Below are 20,347 nucleotides of genomic sequence, written 5' to 3' on the forward strand. Positions count from 1 at the left end.
TGAAATAAAGGGGTATAATCATGGCAAATAACGAGCAATTAGATATTTTATATAAATTAAAAAAAGAAGTAGAAAAATCTAATAATACATCTTTGATACATACAATTAACCAAGTTATTAAAAAAGTTTATTTAAATCAATACACCGCTTCATTTGTGGGACACTTTTCTGCAGGTAAATCTACATTAATTAATTTACTACTTGAACAAGATATCCTTCCAAGTTCACCTGTACCAACAACTAGTAACACTGCAATTGTTTCAGTAGCTGATCAAGAGGGCATCATAGCCAATCTTGAACATCAACAATATACTAAATTAAAAACTTATGATGAAGTTAAACAAATGAACCGTTTAAATGTAGACGTTGAATCAGTCGAAATCAGTTTTCCTTCTACCAAATTTCAAAATGGATTCACTTTACAAGATACACCTGGTGTAGACTCAAACGTAGCTACGCATCAATCTACAACTGAACAATTTATGTACACAAGTAATATCTTATTTTATACAGTAGATTATAATCACGTACAATCAGCACTTAATTTCCAATTTATGAAACGCATGAATAATGTAGGTATTCCTGTTATTTTCATTATTAATCAAATTGATAAGCATAATGAAGATGAAATCACTTTTGAAACTTTTAAACAAAGAGTAAATAAATCCATCAAAGATTGGGATATTCAATTAACTAAGATTTTTTACGTATCTAAATTCGATCATCCTGAAAACCAAATCAATGAATTATCAGACTACTTGGTTGATAAGGATAAGCATAGAGAATTAATTGATGATTACGTTCAAAGAACTGTCAATTTCATTACTGAAACTCAATTGGGTTATATTCAGAATGAGATTCAAGATATTTTAGAACAACTTAATATTAACGAAGATGAATTTGAACAAGACTATGCTAAATTCAAGCAAAATCAAACAGTTAGTGAAGAAGCACGTTTACTTAACAACCCTGACCAATTATTAAGCTTTTTAAAGCAAAAACGTAAAGATATACTTGAGAATGCTTATATTATGACACACGATATGCGTGAAGATATTCGTCATTATTTAGAGAGTATGAGCGATGATTTCAAAGTAGGTGGCTTTTTAAATAAGAAGAAAAAGAAACAAGAAGAACAAGAAAGTCGTTTGAATATAGTAATTAATAAATTACAAGATAAAGTGAACCAACAAATTCGTCAACCGTTACGAGAAGATATGTCTTTCTTAACTCGTTTTATCAATAATACAGATATCAACAATGACATATTAAATCAACATTATGAAATAAATCCGACTCTAGTATCAAATTTATATCAAGATCAAACGAGTATTAGTAATACATATGTTTTAACCTTTAGCGATGAAGTATTAAAAGCGATATCTAATTTTGTTGAGAAGCAATCTAACCCATTATTTGATAATGCAATTAATCATACGCAAGCTGCTGACTTATCGGAAGAAGCAAGTGACGATTTACAAATTTACGAACATTATATTGAATTACAAAACTTAAAAGAATCTTTAACTACTGAGAATTATCGTCATTATTATATTCATATGGAAGATTCATTAGATAAGCTCATTGGTCGTACAGAAGCCAATTATATTCTAGAGAATAAAGATACTACTTCTATTAATAATAAAAAAGCTAAAGAAAATACAAACACTAAATCGGTTACTAATAAAATTAACATTAAACAGGCTTTAAACTTAATTGAACCTGTTCCTTTATTTGATAGAACGAAAAAAGATATTCAAGAAACACTAAATCGATTAGATAATAAAGTAGTTAAGATAGGGGTCTTCGGTACATTTAGTGCTGGTAAAAGTAGCCTCATCAATGCTTTATTAGGTGGCCAATATTTAGTTAGTTCTCCAAACCCTACAACGGCTGCAACGACCGAATTGTCTTATGGAGAAGACAGTAAAATTACGCTCAAAACAAATGTGCAATTATTAGATGAATTAAATCAACTTATTGAGTATCATAACACATCTTTCGCATCATTAGATGAATTTATTAATAGCGATATTCATTCCTTGAAACAGCAGTTAGAAAAGAATCAACTTGCTTTTGTTAATGCAGTGGAAAAACATTACACACTTTATAAGGATATGCTTGAAAAAGGTATAACACATACAATCACTCAAGACGAAATCAAAAAGTGGAGTGCAGAAGATGAATATGCTACTTTTGTGAAAACTGTGCATATCAACTTACCTCTTGAATGGTTAAAAGATAAAATCATTGTTGATTCATTAGGTTTACATTCAAATAACCAACGTCATACAAATGAAACTGAACAAATTTTAACTTCATCTGACTTAATTTTATATGTAAGCTATTTTAATCATTCATTTACTGATAATGACAAAGCATTTATCGAGCACATGAAGGATATGAATCAGCTTAATGAGAATCAAGCTTTCAAAATGGTTATCAATGCTTCGGATTTAGCTGAAAATGATGATGATTTAAATGCAGTGAAAGATTATGTGAATGATGCACTGCGTCAAGTTAACTTAGAGTCAGATATTTTCGCAGTTTCGAGTAGACGAGCATTACAAAGTAAAGATGATGGTATTGTCCAATTGCGTAATAGTATTAAACAATTCGTCGAGGTCGAATCAAGAAATATTTTAGAAGATCAAATGGTTACACAGCTTGAACGTATAAGCATGTCATTCGATGAAATGATTAATGATTTCCATTCAAATCAAACACAAATTGAAGAACGCCAAAGTGCTCTTGAACAATATCAACATAAACAACGGTTAACAAATCAAATGTTGATGACAAGCGAACAACATACTAATAATGAAGTTGAGGACCAAATATATCATTTAAATGGTCGTTTAAAATTACAATTATTAGATGATGTAAAAAGTGTTTATAATAGTCAAATGACTCAAAATAGTGATTTTAATGCTGAAAAGAAAATCTCTTCAAAAGCATTCCTTGATCAAATACATCAACGCCTATATTTAGAGCAAAGTTTATTGATTGAACGAATCAAGAAATATTTTAACCAACAACTTGATGATCAAGTGGCGCCTATCGTGCAAAAATTAAATAAACTTCACGTATTAATACAACCAGAATTTGAGATTGCGCCTCATTTCACAGATACGGCATTTTTAAGAATCGATTTGAGTGATATGGTAGCATCATTACCTAAACAACTGACAAAACGTAAGATTTTAAATCCTAATTCTCAAAGAGAAATTCAAGAAGAAATTAGTGTTAATACTTTAAATTTATTACAAAATCAATTAAGTGAGTTCAGACATGCTTTAATAGAATATGTATCAACAATGAATAAAGAAGCAGAAAGTGAATTTAAACAACTTGATGAGCAGATTCAATCACAAATTGATGAATTACTATCATTTAATATGGATGATTCTTTCATTCAACAATTACAATCTGTTAACAAAGAATTGAAAGCATTATTATATTAGGAAGAAGGATTAAAATTTATGACTCAACGTGTACTATTAGTAGACGGAATGGCATTACTATTTAGACATTTCTACGCTACAAGCTTGCATAATCAATTTATGTATAATTCAAAAGGCATACCAACTAATGGTGTGCAAGGTTTTGTTCGCCATATTTTTACAGCGATTAATGATATTAATCCTACTCACGTGGCTGTGTGTTGGGATATGGGTCAGTCTACATTTAGAAATGACATGTTCACTTCATACAAGCAAAATCGCCCGGCTCCACCAGATGAGCTCATACCACAATTCGATTATGTTAAAGAGGTATCCGAACAATTTGGTTTTATTAATGTAGGGGTACCTAATTATGAGGCGGATGACGTCATTGGCACTTTAGCGAAATCATTGTCTGAAAGTAATGAAGTTCATATCATCACGGGTGATAAAGATATTTTACAATGTATTAATAAAAACGTTGATGTTTGGTTAATAAAAAAAGGTTTTTCAATTTATAATCGTTATACTTTAACGCGCTTTAATGATGAGTATCAATTGAATCCGCTTCAACTTATCGATATCAAAGCTTTTATGGGAGATACTGCTGATGGTTATCCTGGAGTAAAAGGAATAGGCGAAAAAACAGCGATTAAATTAATTCAAAATTATGGTAGCGTTGAAGAAGTGCTTAATAATATTGAACAATTAACACCTTCACAGCAAAAGAAAATCATTGCGGATAAAGATAACTTAATGTTATCAAAGCAGTTAGCAGAGATTTATACGGATGTGCCTCTTGAAGTAGAACAACTATACAAAGATATGGCATACGCCCACTCATTAAACCACATACTATCAATTTGTAATGATCACGAATTATACGTATCTGGTAAATACATTTCTTCAAATTTTTAAATAATTATTTTATGCTGATAGTTATGATTACATATTTCACACACAACTTATCCCTAAATTTATATGCTCATTGTACAAGCTAGCGTCTAATGGCGTTAGCTTTTTAAAATTTTCAGTTTAAAATAAATTATTATCATTATTCTAATTGTCTCCTAAAAGAACGGAATAAAATATCATAACAAACCATTACCATTGTGTTCCGTTTATACCATTATTAATGATATAATAAAATTATAAGAGTTTTTTAATATTGAATATCGTTTTTAAATTAAACTAAGAATATAACAATGACTTTTTAGAAAGTTCATGTTATTAATTTTAATTAGCGTAGTAAAGTAATTTAATTAAAGATTCTTTTTCAATATTAGAACTATAAAAGGAGTTTAATACATCAATGAATCAACATAATTATTTACAAAAATTTAGTATTCGTAAGTATGCAATTGGGACATTTTCAACCTTAGTAGCGACATTCGTATTTTTAGGAGTAAACCATGATGCACAAGCTAGTGAGCATTCAAATTCCACTCAACAACATACGAATAGTAATCATGAAAACTCAATTAAAGAAAGTAATAATACGTCAATTAAACTTTCTGATAATAAAAATACCACAGGTCAAATTCAATCAAATCAAGTCAATGACACAATTAAAGAAGCTAAATTAAATACACAAATTAACAATAAACAACAAGCTAATGACGATTCGAGTGTATCAAATCAACCATCAAATATGCATGTTAGAAAAAAGAGAGCTACTACTTCAGATGAAAATGATTTTAATAGAGTAGTAACTGGAACAGTTGATAACCCACTTAATGCTGCAACAACTACTTCATCATCAACACCGAATGATCAGCAAGCACCGCTTATTAAACCAACTTTCATTACAAGTGTGGGTGATGCAGCTAATACAAAAAGACCAATTGAGATTTTGACTTCACCAAATACTGACGTAGCTCTTTTAGATAAAGATGGTGCGACAATGGGTACTGGAAGAACTAATGAAACTGGTCATGTCACTATCGTTCCACAACAATGGATTCCTAAAGGCAATGTTTCAGCTAGAGCTACACGTGGTTCAGAAAGTGTGACGTCAGACCCAGTCGAAGCATTAAATACTGATTCTCAACATAGACCATTTGTCATCGAAGTCACAACAGATCCTTTTACAAGAATTGAATTAAGAGACAAATATAATAAACCGCTTGGAGCTTCTAGAACAAATGATAAAGGTCATGCATATATCGTGCCAACTAGACCAATCCCTGAAGGTAATGTAACGGCCGTAGCAACAGATGATAGTGGTAACTCATCTACTTCAGATCCTAAGAAAGCAACCGACACAACACCGCCTGATAAACCAATTATTCATACAAATTTAGTTGATAAAGTAGGTACACTAACTCCTATAGAAATCACTACCGACCCTGATACTAAAGTGGAGTTGTTTGATAAAGATAATCACTTAATAGGTAGTGGCATGACCAATCATTCTGGGCGCATTACAATCACTCCTAGCAAACCATTAGATGAAGGACCGATTACAGCAAAAGCTACGGATGACGCAGAAACACCGAATAGTAGTTATTCAGATCCGGTTAAGGTTACAGATTTGACACCTCCAGTAGTTCCGACTTATGAAACAAGTTTAGTTGGAAAAGCGAATACGCAATGGCCAATTACGCTTATAACAGAACCACATGCACTTGTAGAATTATTTGATAAAGATGGACACAGTTTAGGGACAGGTATTGCAGATGGCACTGGATATGCAACAGTTACACCAACAAGACCTGTTCCAGAAGGTAATGTAATTGCAAAAGCGACAGACAATGCTGAACATCCGAATAGTTCATTTTCTGAACCTGTGAAAGCTACAGATACAACATCTCCTTCAAAACCAGTATTAGGTACTTTGGACGGTAAAGCAGGAACAACTGACTCAGTCGAAGTAACAACCGATCCATTTACTAAAGTAGAACTAGTTGATAAAGAAGGTAATGTAATTGGAACAGGTACAACAGATAGTACTGGCCATGCTTTTATTACGCCGATTAAACCTATTCCTGAAGGTAACGTTAATGTTAAAGCCACCGATAATGCTGAAGAACCAAATAGTTCATATTCTGATCCAGTTAAAGCAACAGATACGACGCCACCAAATGCACCAACCTTTGATACAGATATCTCTGAAAAAGGGGGAACATTGACACCAATTTCAATCACTACCGACCCCCACACACACGTCGATATTGTTGATAAAAATGGTAATATTATAGGCTCTGGCACAACGGACGATCAAGGTCATGTAACAATAACGCCTAATATCCCAATTCCTGAAGGTAAAATTTTTGCAAAAGCGACTGATAATGCAGAACATCCGAATAGTACGACTTCACAACCTGTTAACGTTATCGATACAACACCTCCAATGAAACCAACTGTTCCTGGGGGATTAGCAGGTAAAGCGAATACACAGGATTCTATTGAAGTTGTTACTGATCCTAACACGCATATTGACATTTTCAATAAAGATGGACAACTCATCGGTACAGGCGATACAGACCAAAATGGTCATGCTCTCATTACACCAACAAAACCTATTCCTGAAGGTAATGTGACAATTAAAGCTACAGATCATGCTGAACATCCAAATACATCAACATCTGATCCAATCGAAGCTACAGACACAACACCGCCTACAGTGCCTAAGGTGAATACAGGTCTCGATGGAAAAGCAAACACTTATACACCAATTTCAGTATCAACAGACCCAAACACTAAAGTGGAATTATTAGACAAAGATTTTCATGTTATTGGTTCTGGTGTAACTGATGAAAAAGGTAATGCAATGATTACACCAACTAAACCAATTCCAGAAGGTAATGTTTATGTAAAAGCGACAGACAATGCTACACGTCCTAACAGTTCTATATCTAAACCTGTCAAAGCAACCGATACAACACCACCACCTAAACCAGTAGTTAAAGGTAGTATGAATGGTAAAGCTGGTACAAAAGATCCAATTGAAATTATCACTGAACCATACACTTATGTAGAAATCATTGATAAAGATGGACGCGTGATTGGCTCTGGTAAAACTGATAAAAATGGACATGTAATTATCACACCAACCAAACCTTATCCAGAAGGTAATATAATTATTAAAGCAACTGATAATGCACAACCACCGAATAGTTCATACTCAGATCCAATTAAAGTAACGGATACTACAGCACCTAAAGAACCAGTGATTCATACAACATTGATTCATAAAGCTAACACAAAAACACCTGTTAAAGTTTCAACTGATCCTTACACACTTGTCGAATTACTAGACAAATATGGACATGTGATTGGTCATGCTACAACTGATGGTAACGGGTTTGCAACGATTATTCCTGAAACTCCAATTCCAGAAGGTGATGTGACGGTTAAAGCGACAGATAATGCAGAACATCCAAATAGTGCACTATCTAAACCAGTTAAAGCAACTTTAAATCTTTCAGATGAAAATGGACGTAGAAACCCTAAAAACATTGCCAATGATGATACCAACAAAACTGGTTATTTGACTAAAAATAATCATGACAATAATGGCTTTAACGATGATAATGCCCTTAATGAAAACGCTAAAGATAGTAAACACAATAAAGACAAAATAAAATCACTACCTAATACAGGACTTACAAATGATAATAAGACTGCTATTACGCTTTTCTCAACATTAATAGGTGGTATAGCGTTAATTTCAAGAAGAAAAAGAAAAGAAAACAAATAATTAGTACCCAATAAAAATAAAATAATCTCCTCTATCTAATATGACTTAGATAGGGGAGATTTACTTACTTAAAATCATTTTATTTTTTCATAATTTTATACAAATATTGTTGTGCGATTTGATTAGCTTCTTTATTTTGATCTCTTGGAACCCATTTTATGAACATAAGCTCGAAACTTTGTTCTAGAATTTCCATATTTTCAAAATAAGGCTTAAATCGAGCATTTTTCACATACCCTTGATTAACGCTATCTTCAATTAACTTTGAATCAGTATATAGTAGGGCGTTGTCTACATTTAATTTTCGAGCATGTTCTAATGCATGAATAAGTGATGCCCATTCTGCACTATGATTATCTAATACGCCTAAATCATGTTTGAATATATACTTTTCATTTTCTTCTTTAATCACAATGCCACAGGTACTGTGACCGGGATTACCTTTAGTCGCTGCATCAAAGTATATTTTCGCCATTTAAAATTGCACCTTTTCAATAATATAGTTAGTAAATAAATCTTATCAAATTATAGTTGCGTTGAATAGCGTAGTAATTAGATTAAAAAACCTGGGACATTAACAAACACCTCAGGTTGCTCAAATCATCAATATCCTTTATCCAATTTATCAATATGACCTTTACGATACATTGATTTCGCAATATATCCAAATGGTACATTAAAAATAGTTAAAATTAATTTTAGGAAATAAGTAGTTATAAAGATTTGGAATACGACACTAGTCGGTAGGTTTCCAGCGAAAGCAATCGTTACAAATAAAGCAGTATCTATAATTGAACTTAGAATAGTACTTCCATAAGCTCTGATAATAAATGTCTTGTCAGAACTAAAGATCTTTTTAATTGCTGAGAAAATAAAAACATCTACATGCTGACCGATAATATAGGCGATGATTGAACCTAAAGCAATTCTTGGTACTAAATCAAATATCGTTGATAAAGATTTTTGCGCCATATCTTCGGGTGCAGGTATAAAGTGAAGAGACATTTGCATAACGATAATCATCACTAATGTAGATGAAAATCCTAACCAAACTGCTCGTTTAGCAACTTTACGTCCATAAATATCATTAAGAATATCTGTTGCCAAATATATAGAAGCAAACATAACATTACCTAACGTTGCAGATATACCAAAAATATCTACTGTTTTTATCACTTGAATATTCGCAATAATCGTTCCAATAGCTACCCATGCAATTAACCCTTGTTTACCGAAACATCTAAACATTAATACCATTAAAATAAATGTAACTAAAAACGTAGCTACACCAAATAATTCATTATACATATAATTATCCTCCTAAATTTTGATAATGCGGGTGTTTAGAAACCGCAAAAACAACTTAATTATTTTATAGTAAAATAATCGTAGTTGCAATAGTTGACTTGTAAATCATTATGCTTAACAAGTGTAGATAAAATCGATTATTTCAAAAAATGGGTGAAGTAAGTTATAATGACTCCATGATTATTACTTGTTAATACAGTATATAAGGAGTGACTGTTATACTTACGCATTCCGAACAAAATGCAATTGATAAAATAGATGAACTAATGAATACTTATTGTGACAATTGTTTACTTAAAACACATATCAGAAAAACAGAAGGTAAAACGCAAGCACATCACTTTTGTATTTCTGAATGTTCAATTGGCAAACAGATTAAACAATTAGGTAATGAACTGCAATAGGAGGCTATTAAATATGCAAATCGTATCAATCGAAGAAACACCTAATCAAAATACTATGAAAATAAATTTAGACCAAAAAAGAGAAGATAATAAATCAAATACGTTTACTTCTGCTAAAGATGGTCAACCTGATTTTATTAATCGTTTATTCGACATCGATGGTGTAAAATCAGTTTTTTATGTTATGGATTTTATATCTGTTGATAAAGAGGATACTGCTAATTGGGATGAAGTACTACCTAAAATCCAATCATCTTTTAACTAATTCATATATATAAAAGAGGGATATGTATTTATGGAAATATTAAGAGTAGAACCCACACCGAGTCCTAATACAATGAAAATTGTATTGACTAAAAAAAGAGAAGATAATAAATCTAACACTTATACTGAAGTGAATGAATCTCAGCCTACATTCATTAATGATTTATTATCATTAGATGGTGTTAAATCTATCTTTTATGTCATGGATTTCCTAGCAATTGATAAACAGCCCAAAGCGGATTGGGAGGAAGTCTTACCAAATATAACGTCAACATTAAACAGTGAGGTAGTATCAGAGGGTTCCTATACACCAGATGACCATTTTGGTGAAATTAAAGCCGAAACGCTTATGTTTAAAGGGATTCCGTATCAGATAAAACTCACTTCTACTAATGAGGAAAAGCGCAGCCAATTACCAGATATTTTTGTTGATAGCATGCTCAAAGCACAAAAAGAAGGCGATAACATTGTCTTTCTTCGCAAATGGCAAGATCTTGGAATTAGATATGGCGATTTAGAACAAGTTATGGATGAAGTTTATGAGGAAATTGTAGCTTTATATCCTGAACAAAGATTAAATGAGTTGGTAGAAACTGCACTTGCTACCGATATCATCGTTCCACAGCAACAATACACTCATGTTACTATTTCAGATTATAAACAAGCTGAAAATTGGAAAGCACGTTTACGTATGCTTAAAGATTTTCCGAAGCCAACATTAGATGATTTATCTTTATTAGAGCTTGCTTTAAAAGAAGAAAAAGCACCACTTAGACGTCAAGCTGTTGTATTAATAGGAATGCTAGAAGATAAAAAAGTATTACCCCTGTTATATCAAGGCCTTCATGATAAAAGTCCTGCGGTAAGAAGAACTTCTGGCGATTGCTTAAGTGACCTTGGCTATAAAGAAGCACTTCCAGAAATGGAACATGCGCTTGATGATCCTCAAAAAATTGTACGTTGGAGAGCAGCAATGTTTATATTTGATGAAGGCGGACCTGAGCAATTACCTAGCTTAAAAGCACATGTTAATGATCAAGCATATGAAGTAAAATTGCAAATTGAAATGGCGATTTCTAGGATTGAAAATGGTGATGAAGCGTTAGGCTCTGTTTGGAAACAAATAGCAAACCGCAATAATTAACTAAATTTAGAATATTAGTAGATATTAGGAGTGAAAAATGATGAATCCTTATGAACAATATATGAAAGAACTTGCTCAACAAATGCGAGCTGAATTAACTGATAATGATTTTAAGAGCTTAGAATCAAGTGAGGACGTTAAAGATTTTATGGAAAATGTTAACGCAGATGATACAACATTCGTTGTCATTAATTCGACTTGCGGATGCGCAGCAGGTCTAGCAAGACCAGCAGCTGTTGCCGTTGCAGAACAAAATGATAAAAAACCAACACATAAAATTACGGTCTTCGCTGGACAAGATAAAGATGCGACTCAAACGATGAGAGAATACATTCAACAAGTACCTTCTAGTCCTTCTTATGCACTATTCAAAGGTAACGAATTAAAGCACTTCATTCCTCGTGAACATATTGAAGGACGTGATATTCAAGATATTTGTATGGATATCAAAGATGCCTTTGATGAAAATTGCTAAGTCAATTTTTAAATAACTATCTTTAATCATACTTATATAAAAAACTCAGATATAAATTTATCTTTTTAATGATAATTTATCATCTGGATTTTTTATTTTAACTTTATAAGTACTGATTTTCTAGTATAATGAAAGTTAATATAAATAATTCTAGGAGATGAATTATATGTTAAATCCATTTGATTCAGCTTATCACGCTTTATGTGAAGAAATCTTAGACATAGGTAATCGACGTGATGACCGAACGCATACAGGAACTTTTTCAAAATTTGGTCATCAATTGCGATTTGATTTATCTCAAGGGTTTCCATTATTAACTACAAAGAAAGTATCTTTCAAACTCGTGGCTACTGAATTATTGTGGTTTATTAAAGGTGATACAAATATCCAATATTTACTTAAATATAATAATAATATTTGGAATGAATGGGCATTCGAAAAATATGTTCAATCTAGTGATTATGAAGGTCCAGACATGACAAATTTTGGGCATAGAGCGCTCCAAGATGAAGCATTTAAAGACATCTACAAACAGGAAATGGCAAAATTTAAAGCTAATATACTTAATGATGATGCTTTTGCAAAAAAACATGGAGATTTAGGTAATGTTTATGGTAAACAATGGCGAGATTGGGTAGATAAAGAAGGAAATCACTTTGACCAACTTAAAACAGTGATTCAACAAATAAAAGAAAATCCAAATTCTAGACGTCATATTGTATCGGCATGGAACCCTACCGAAATTGATACTATGGCTTTACCGCCTTGTCACACTATGTTCCAATTTTATGTTCAAGACGGAAAGTTGAGTTGTCAGCTTTATCAACGCAGTGCCGATATTTTTCTAGGTGTCCCATTCAATATTGCAAGCTATGCGTTATTAACGCATTTAATCGCTAAAGAATGTAATCTTGAAGTGGGTGATTTCGTGCATACTTTCGGTGATGCACATATTTATTCAAATCACATTGATGCGGTTCAAACACAACTTGCAAGAGAGAGTTTCGCACCGCCTTTATTGAAGATTAATTCAGATGCATCTATTTTTGATATCAATTATGAAGACTTAGAAATTGTAGACTATGAATCACATCCTGCTATCAAAGCACCTATTGCAGTTTAAAGAAAGAGATTCATTTTTAAACCTTGAAAATGAAATAAGCAATAAAATGATTCATTTTCAGGGTTTATAATATAATTAGTATATATACACTACTTTATTAAAAGTTCAAATATAAACGTGGAGGTTATTCAATGACTTTATCAATATTAGTAGCTCATGATGAGCAACGTGTTATTGGTTATAAAAATGATTTACCTTGGCACTTGCCGAATGATCTAAAGCATGTTAAAAAACTTTCTACTGGAAACACTTTAGTTATGGGGAGAAAGACTTATGATTCAATTGGTAAACCGCTTCCGAATAGAAGAAACGTAGTGTTGACACGTGATACTTCATTTAAAGTTGACGGCGTAGATGTCATTCATTCCATCGATGACATTTATAATCTAGAAGGACATATTTTTATTTTTGGCGGTCAATCACTATTTGAAGAAATGATAGATAAAGTAGATGATATGTATATCACAGTAGTTGATGGTAAACATCAAGGTGATACTTTCTTTCCACCTTACACATTTGAAGATTGGGAAGTAGCATCTTCAATTGAAGGAATATTAGATGATAAAAACACTATTCCTCATACCTTTTTACATTTAATACGTAAAGATAAAAATTCAAAATGATTTTGCGGAGGCTTTTATGACTAAACAAATTATCGTTACCGATTCAACCTCAGATTTATCGCAAGACTATTTATCAACTCATAATATACACGTTATTCCTTTAAGTTTAACTATAGATGGTAAATCTTATGTAGACCAAGTAGACATTTCTTCTGAGGAATACATCCAACGTATTGAAGAAGATGCAGATGTTAAAACAAGCCAACCACCAATTGGTAAGTTCATTGAATTATATAATCAACTTGGACAAGAAGATGTTGAAATTATCAGTATCCACATGTCATCAGGATTAAGTGGTACGTATCAAACAGCACTTCAAGCTAGTAATATGGTTGATGCCAATGTAACAGTTATTGATTCTAAATCAATTTCTTATGGACTTGGCTATCAAATTCAACGTCTAGTGGAACTTATAAATACTAATCTTACTCCGAATGAAATTGTTGAACAACTGAAAGAGTTACAAAAAAACATTAAGTTATTCGTTGTAATAGGACAATTAAATCAGTTAATAAAAGGTGGCCGCATTAGCAAAACGAAAGGTTTCATTGGGAATATGATGAAGATTAAGCCAGTCGGTACACTTGAAGATGGATATTTAGCAATCGTTCACAATTCTCGGACTCAAAATTCAAGCATACAATATCTAAAGAAAGAAATTTCAGAATTTATTGATAAACACAAAATTAAATCGATAGGTGTAGCTCATGCTAATGTTATTGAATTTGTTGAAAAACTTAAAGTTCAATTTGATGAAGCATTTGGTCAACATGATTATGATGTCAACGTAACAACGCCAGTTATTTCCACACATACTGGGAAAGGTGCAATTGGTCTTGTCGTTGTACGTGAATCGATTTAAAATCACTTCTTTCTATTTATAAAATGATATAGCGATATAATCATGAGTAAATTACTTTAATTTCTATTAACAATATCGTAAATTTAAATAATGATAGAGGAGGTAGTAATATGGCTTATGCAACACTAGCAGGCGGATGTTTTTGGTGTATGGTTAAACCATTCACATCATATCCAGGAATTGACGAAGTCGTGTCTGGTTACAGTGGTGGAGATGTAGAAAATCCCACATACGAGCAAGTATGCACAAATCAAACCGGGCATAGAGAGGCAGTTCAAATCACTTTCAATCCTGAAATCACATCTTTTGAGAATATTCTGGATGTTTATTTTAAAACATTCGATCCAACAGATAAGGGTGGACAATTCTTCGACAGAGGTGAAAGTTATGAACCAGCCATTTTTTATCATGATGAGCAACAAAAGAAAGCAGCCGAATTAAAAATACAACAGCTCAATGAGGAAGGTGTCTTTAAGGACCCAATCGTCACACCAATTCTTCCATATAAGAATTTTTATCCAGCTGAAGACTATCATCAAGATTATTATAAAAAAAATCCTACTCATTATGAACAATACCAACGTGGATCAGGTAGAAAGGCATTTATAGAATCACATTGGGGGACTCAGAATGATTAAAAAAGATAAAAGTGAACTTAACGAAATGGAATATTTAGTTACACAGGAAAATGGTACTGAACCTCCTTTTCAAAACGAATATTGGAATCATTTTGAAAAGGGTATCTACGTAGATAAAATTTCTGGTAAACCATTATTTACTTCCGAAGAAAAATTCGAGTCAGATTGTGGATGGCCTAGTTTTTCAAAAGCAATCAATGATGAAGAAATCATTGAGCTTGTAGACAAAACATTTGGTATGATAAGAACAGAAGTTAGATCTGAAGATGCTAATAGTCATTTGGGACATGTATTTAATGATGGTCCTAAAGAAAGTGGTGGATTACGTTATTGTATTAATTCTGCATCTATTCAATTTATTCCATATGACAAATTAGAAGAACTTGGTTATGGCGATTTAATCCCACACTTTGAGAAATAGGAGTGACAATAAATGTTTAAAAAATTATTTGGTAAAGGTAAAGAAGTTAATAAAGAAATTGAAATTTATGCACCACTAACAGGTGAATATGTAAAAATTGAAGATATTCCTGACCCAGTATTTGCACAAAAAATGATGGGTGAAGGTTTCGGTATCAATCCAACTGAAGGTGAAGTCGTTTCACCAATTGAAGGCAAAGTAGATAATGTTTTTCCAACTAAACATGCGATTGGATTAAAAGCAGATAATGGATTAGAAATTTTAGTTCATATTGGTTTAGATACAGTTCAATTAGATGGTGAAGGTTTTGAAATCTTAGTTAGTAGTGGAGATACAGTTCAAGTTGGAGACCCACTTCTCAAGTTTGATTTAGAATATATTAAAAATAATGCTAAAGATGTTATTTCACCAATTATCATTACAAACTCTGACCAAACTGAATCTATTCATACTAATGATGTAAAAGCCGTAGTCAAAGGTGAAACTAAAGTAATTGATGTGACAATGAGCTAATGAAAGATCATTCATTTTATCAATTTGCTTTAACTGCAAGAGGTCGTAAAGATAGTAAAGGTGATTTAGCCGAAGAAATCTTTCGTGATTTATCTTTCCCTAAACATGAGCGCGACTTTAATAAATTATCAGAATACATTGAAATGCAAAGTGATATTACTTTGCCAATGTTTGTTTTTGATGATTTATATGATGAATATACAGAATGGTTAAAATTTTGATTAATATTACATTTTAGTCTGAGACTTAAAGTACATGTCTCAGACTTTTTAACGTTTCGTGAATCCTAAATAAATAGTTAAACTAGTTATGTGTTTGATTAAGCAAAGCATTACTTATATGCATATGGTTTTATATTAACCTGAAAAATTATAAATAATTTTCCTTTATTCAATCGATTGTTAAAATGACGCTGTGTAGCTCTTATAAGTTGCGTTTGCTATAAAATAGCGACATACTAGTAATATCTTTTTTCAAAAAGATTAACAATAAATACATATGTGTTATATGAGGAAGTGATTTTATGAATAATAACTCTGACGATAGTAATAAAAAGGAAGAATCAGAGCAAAAAAATAAATCTTCAGCAAAAAGAGTTCAATTCAAAGTTTGGCATTTTATTATTTTATTATTAGGCATCGTTTTTGTCACAGCAGCTATAACTGTGGCTGCTACAATTGGCATTAGTCATAAAATAAGTGGTTTAACAAAAGACGAACGTCAAGAAATGAAAAAAATAGAGTTCGCTTATAAGACACTTAACAATGATTACTATAAAAAGCAAAGTTCAAGTAAGTTGTCTGAAGCTGCCATAGATGGAATGGTTAAAGAATTAAAAGATCCTTATTCTGAATACATGACTAAAGATGAAACTAAGAGTTTTAATGAAGATGTATCAGGTGATTTCGTTGGAATTGGTGCAGAAATGCAAAAGAAAAATAAACAAATCATGATTACTAGTCCAATGAAAGATTCACCCGCTGAAAAGGCAGGTATCCAACCCAAAGATGTTGTTACGAAAGTCAATGGTAAATCTATTATTGATAAACCGCTAGACCAAGTAGTAAAAATGGTAAGAGGTAAAGAAGGAACTAACGTTAAACTTACAATAAAACGAGGTTCTCAAGAGAAAGATATAAATATCAAACGTGGAAAAATTCATGTTAAAAGTGTTGAGTATAAGAAAAAAGGTAACATCGGCGTCTTCACTATTAATAAATTCCAAGAAAACACAGCAAGTGAACTTAAATCATCAATTATTAAAGCACATAAAGATGGCGTTCGTAATATCGTTTTAGATTTAAGAAACAATCCTGGTGGTCTATTAGATGAAGCTGTCAAAATGGCCAATATCTTTATTGATAAAAACAAAACTGTAGTTAAATTGGAAAAAGGTAATGACACCGAATCAATTAAAACTTCCAACGATTCTTTAAAAGAAGCTAAAGATATGAAAGTCAGTATATTAGTTAATGAGGGTTCTGCGAGTGCATCAGAAGTTTTCACTGGAGCTATGAAAGATTATGATAAAGCTAAAATTTATGGTTCAAAAACATTTGGTAAGGGAATAGTTCAAACAACTCGTGAATTTAAAGATGGTTCATTACTCAAATATACGCAAATGAAATGGTTAACACCTGATGGTCATTATATTCATGGGAAAGGAATTAAGCCAGATGTAAAAATTGCTTCTCCTAAATATCAATCTATTTCGGTTATTCCATCAGATAAAACCTATTCTATGGGAGATAGTAATAAAAATATCAAATCAATGAAGATAGGATTAGACGCTTTAGGATACCATATTGATAATGAGACGAATCAATTTGATTCAGAATTACAATCTGCTATTAAAAAGTTCCAGTCTGATAATCATTTGACTTCAACTGGCAAATTTGATAAAAAAACAAACGAGAAATTCACTCAATTATTAGTTGAAAAGTCTAACAAAGAAGATACTGTTCTTGACAAATTACTTAATAAATTAAAATAAAGAGGTGTTTAGAGCCAATGATTAGATTAAGTCAAATGTACGATATTCCACAGATTGAAACGTTAGTAGAAGAAGCTAAAGCATTGATGAAAGAATTTAATAACAATCAATGGGATGACAAATACCCAGTAACTGAACATTTTGAACAAGACATTAAGACCGAGACGCTTTACGTATTAGAAGAAGATGACACTATTTATGGCTTTATTGTGGTCGACCAACAACAATCAGAATGGTATGATGAGTTAGAATGGCCTGTCGATCGAAAAGGAGCCTATGTCATTCATAGACTTGCAGGGTCACAAAAATATAAAGGTGCAGCTACAAAGCTATTTGACTTTGCTGTTAAGTTAGCAGAAGACCATGGTGTACATGTCTTACTAACTGATACTTTTGCATTAAACAAACCAGCTCAAGGATTATTTGAGAAATTTGGTTTCCAAAAAGTTGGCGAAGCTGAAATGGATTATCATCCTTTTGATAGAGGCGCACCATTTTACGCATACTATAAAAATATATAAGAATAGAGGTTAATAACTATGGCTAAAATAGCATTTACCGGTGGCGGTACCGTTGGACATGTATCAGTGAACTTGAGTCTAATTCCAACAGCTACAAATAAAGGCCACGAAGCATTTTATATTGGATCTAAAGATGGTATTGAACGTGAAATGATTGAATCTCAATTACCGAACGTGACATATTATCCAATATCTAGCGGTAAATTACGTAGATATTTATCTGTTAATAATGCAAAAGACGTATTTAAAGTCTTAAAAGGTGTTCTTGATGCACGTAAAGTACTAAAAAAAGAAAAACCTGATTTATTATTTTCAAAAGGTGGATTTGTGTCTGTACCAGTAGTAATCGCTGCGCGTTCATTAAAAATTCCAACAATTATTCATGAATCAGATTTAACTCCAGGATTAGCAAATAAAATATCTTTAAAATTTGCTAAAAAAATCTATACAACATTTGAAGATACCCTTCAATATTTACCAAAAGACAAAGCTGATTTTGTGGGGGCTACAATTCGTGAAGATTTAAAAGAAGGTAATAAAGACAAAGGCTATCATTTAACTGGCTTTGATAATCATAAAAAAGTCCTTCTAGTAATGGGCGGTAGTTTAGGAAGTAAAAAGCTAAACCAATCTATTCGTGAAAATTTAGATGCCTTACTTCAAGATTACCAAATTATTCATTTAACTGGTCATGGCTTAGTTGATGATTCATATCAAAATAAAGGATACGTACAATTTGAATTTGTAAAAGAGGAATTAACTGATTTGCTTGCCATTACTGATACAGTAGTAAGTCGAGCAGGCTCAAATGCAATTTATGAATTCTTAACATTACGTATTCCAATGCTCTTAATCCCACTTGGACTTGACCAATCACGTGGCGATCAAATTGATAATGCTAAAAACTTTGAATCAAAAGGGTACGGTAGAACGATACCTGAAGATCAATTAACACAAGTAAAACTTTTAGAACAACTTAAAGATATTGAGCACAATCGTGATTCAATTGTTAAACAAATGGGAACATATAAAGAAAGTTATACTAGAGAAGACTTATTCAACAAGATCTTGAAAGACGCTTTATAAGGTCAGGAGGTACTCACAATGAATCGCACAAAGCGAATTACCTTGCTCATCATTTTCACATTAATATTCGGTATTATTGCATTTTTCCATGAGTCTCGATTAGGAAAGTGGATTGATACCGAAGTTTATGAGTTCATTTATTCGTCAGAAAGTTTCATCACGACTTCTATTTTACTAGGTGCAACTAAGATTGGTGAAGTATGGGCAATGGTATGTTTATCATTAATGCTTGTTGCATACCTAATGCTTAAGCGTTTCAAGATTGAAACATTATTTTTCGTTATAGTTATGGCATTGTCTAGTATTTTAAATCCTTTATTAAAAAATATCTTTGACCGTGAACGTCCAACTTTATTGCGTCTAATTGATATTTCAGGATTTAGCTTTCCAAGTGGTCATGCAATGGGATCTACTTCTTTCTTTGGTAGTGCAATGTTTATCGCAAGTAGACGTACGATTGGCATAAACAAAGGTATAATTATTGGGTTATGTGCTTTATTTATACTACTTATTTCTATCTCAAGAGTGTATTTAGGCGTACATTATCCAACTGATGTTATTGCAGGAATAATTGGTGGCGTATTCTGTATTGTTCTATCAACATTAATACTTAAAAACCAATTGTACACTTAATATAGATTAATTATTTTAGAGAGATGTTTAATTCTTCGAATGGCATCTCTCTTTTTTTGATCATGCTTCTTTCAACTGGAACATATAACTATATTATTTTGACCGTAACACAATAATTCAATTGTAAGAGCTTTATATTTTTAAAGTTATAGTTACGTGGAAGCATTATTATCGATTAATTGAAAATTATTTTT

General features: G+C 32.0%; 20 protein-coding genes. 18 read left to right on the forward strand and 2 right to left on the reverse strand.

The features are described 5' to 3' along the window. The first annotated feature begins 20 nt into the window (after window positions 1-20). The 3 genes from HYI43_06840 to HYI43_06850 all read left to right on the forward strand — a co-directional run bounded on the left by HYI43_06840 (window position 21) and on the right by HYI43_06850 (window position 8,145). Window positions 21-3,464, forward strand: coding sequence for a dynamin family protein (locus HYI43_06840; protein ID UDI78271.1), 3,444 nt, complete (start codon window positions 21-23; stop codon window positions 3,462-3,464). Window positions 3,465-3,482: 18 nt separating this feature from the next. Continuing rightward, window positions 3,483-4,361: a 5'-3' exonuclease gene (locus tag HYI43_06845; protein UDI78272.1), complete on the forward strand. Its 879-nt coding sequence runs from the start codon at window positions 3,483-3,485 to the stop codon at window positions 4,359-4,361. 394 nt (window positions 4,362-4,755) lie between these two features. After that, the gene (locus HYI43_06850; protein ID UDI78273.1) at window positions 4,756-8,145 is read left to right on the forward strand and encodes a YSIRK-type signal peptide-containing protein; all 3,390 of its coding nucleotides are present in this window, start codon (window positions 4,756-4,758) and stop codon (window positions 8,143-8,145) included. 79 nt (window positions 8,146-8,224) lie between these two features. On the opposite strand, the gene HYI43_06855 is transcribed toward HYI43_06850, so the two are convergent. Together HYI43_06855 and HYI43_06860 are read right to left on the reverse strand one after the other, a co-directional pair. After that, window positions 8,225-8,620 (reverse strand): ribonuclease HI family protein, encoded by a 396-nt coding sequence (locus HYI43_06855; protein UDI78274.1) that lies wholly within the window; start codon window positions 8,618-8,620, stop codon window positions 8,225-8,227. Window positions 8,621-8,748: 128 nt separating this feature from the next. Next, window positions 8,749-9,453, reverse strand: a complete 705-nt coding sequence (locus tag HYI43_06860; GenBank protein ID UDI78275.1) for a queuosine precursor transporter — start codon at window positions 9,451-9,453, stop codon at window positions 8,749-8,751. Between the two features lie 209 nt (window positions 9,454-9,662). Here HYI43_06860 and HYI43_06865 point away from each other — a divergent pair, with 209 nt between their 5' ends. The 15 genes from HYI43_06865 (at window position 9,663) to HYI43_06935 (ending at window position 20,153) form a co-directional block, all read left to right on the forward strand. Continuing rightward, window positions 9,663-9,857 carry a zinc-finger domain-containing protein gene (locus HYI43_06865; protein UDI78276.1) on the forward strand — a complete coding sequence of 65 codons (195 nt, stop codon included), beginning with the start codon at window positions 9,663-9,665 and terminating at the stop codon, window positions 9,855-9,857. A 13-nt stretch (window positions 9,858-9,870) separates the two neighbouring features. Then, window positions 9,871-10,122 carry a NifU N-terminal domain-containing protein gene (locus HYI43_06870; protein UDI78277.1) on the forward strand — a complete coding sequence of 84 codons (252 nt, stop codon included), beginning with the start codon at window positions 9,871-9,873 and terminating at the stop codon, window positions 10,120-10,122. Between the two features lie 30 nt (window positions 10,123-10,152). Then, entirely contained in the window at window positions 10,153-11,265 is a 1,113-nt protein-coding gene (locus HYI43_06875; GenBank protein ID UDI78278.1) for a conserved virulence factor C family protein, read from the forward strand. Window positions 11,266-11,305: 40 nt separating this feature from the next. Continuing rightward, window positions 11,306-11,740 carry a BrxA/BrxB family bacilliredoxin gene (locus HYI43_06880; protein UDI79281.1) on the forward strand — a complete coding sequence of 145 codons (435 nt, stop codon included), beginning with the start codon at window positions 11,306-11,308 and terminating at the stop codon, window positions 11,738-11,740. Between the two features lie 166 nt (window positions 11,741-11,906). After that, window positions 11,907-12,863 (forward strand): thymidylate synthase, encoded by a 957-nt coding sequence (locus tag HYI43_06885; protein UDI78279.1) that lies wholly within the window; start codon window positions 11,907-11,909, stop codon window positions 12,861-12,863. Between the two features lie 131 nt (window positions 12,864-12,994). Next, a complete protein-coding gene (locus tag HYI43_06890; protein UDI78280.1) occupies window positions 12,995-13,486 on the forward strand; it encodes a dihydrofolate reductase in 492 nt (163 codons plus the stop codon). A 16-nt stretch (window positions 13,487-13,502) separates the two neighbouring features. After that, entirely contained in the window at window positions 13,503-14,348 is an 846-nt protein-coding gene (locus tag HYI43_06895; GenBank protein UDI78281.1) for a DegV family protein, read from the forward strand. A 110-nt stretch (window positions 14,349-14,458) separates the two neighbouring features. Continuing rightward, the gene (gene msrA / locus HYI43_06900) at window positions 14,459-14,986 is read left to right on the forward strand and encodes a peptide-methionine (S)-S-oxide reductase MsrA (protein ID UDI78282.1); all 528 of its coding nucleotides are present in this window, start codon (window positions 14,459-14,461) and stop codon (window positions 14,984-14,986) included. Beyond that, the gene (gene msrB, locus HYI43_06905; GenBank protein ID UDI78283.1) at window positions 14,979-15,407 is read left to right on the forward strand and encodes a peptide-methionine (R)-S-oxide reductase MsrB; all 429 of its coding nucleotides are present in this window, start codon (window positions 14,979-14,981) and stop codon (window positions 15,405-15,407) included. The genes msrA and msrB overlap by 8 nt, the downstream gene beginning before the upstream one ends. Before the next feature lie 12 nt (window positions 15,408-15,419). Further along, window positions 15,420-15,920, forward strand: a complete 501-nt coding sequence (locus HYI43_06910) for a PTS glucose transporter subunit IIA (protein ID UDI78284.1) — start codon at window positions 15,420-15,422, stop codon at window positions 15,918-15,920. Beyond that, window positions 15,920-16,141, forward strand: coding sequence for a YozE family protein (locus tag HYI43_06915; GenBank protein UDI78285.1), 222 nt, complete (start codon window positions 15,920-15,922; stop codon window positions 16,139-16,141). The genes HYI43_06910 and HYI43_06915 overlap by 1 nt, the downstream gene beginning before the upstream one ends. Window positions 16,142-16,443: 302 nt before the next feature. Then, window positions 16,444-17,913 (forward strand): S41 family peptidase, encoded by a 1,470-nt coding sequence (locus HYI43_06920; GenBank protein ID UDI78286.1) that lies wholly within the window; start codon window positions 16,444-16,446, stop codon window positions 17,911-17,913. A gap of 17 nt (window positions 17,914-17,930) precedes the next feature. Then, window positions 17,931-18,434, forward strand: a complete 504-nt coding sequence (locus HYI43_06925; protein UDI78287.1) for a GNAT family N-acetyltransferase — start codon at window positions 17,931-17,933, stop codon at window positions 18,432-18,434. A gap of 18 nt (window positions 18,435-18,452) precedes the next feature. Then, the gene (locus HYI43_06930; GenBank protein UDI78288.1) at window positions 18,453-19,520 is read left to right on the forward strand and encodes an undecaprenyldiphospho-muramoylpentapeptide beta-N-acetylglucosaminyltransferase; all 1,068 of its coding nucleotides are present in this window, start codon (window positions 18,453-18,455) and stop codon (window positions 19,518-19,520) included. Between the two features lie 18 nt (window positions 19,521-19,538). Continuing rightward, on the forward strand, window positions 19,539-20,153 hold the full coding sequence (locus HYI43_06935) for a phosphatase PAP2 family protein (protein UDI78289.1): 615 nt from the start codon (window positions 19,539-19,541) through the stop codon (window positions 20,151-20,153). The last annotated feature ends 194 nt before the right edge of the window (window positions 20,154-20,347 follow it).

This window comes from Staphylococcus taiwanensis (assembly GCA_020544305.1).
Lineage (GTDB): Bacteria > Bacillota > Bacilli > Staphylococcales > Staphylococcaceae > Staphylococcus > Staphylococcus taiwanensis.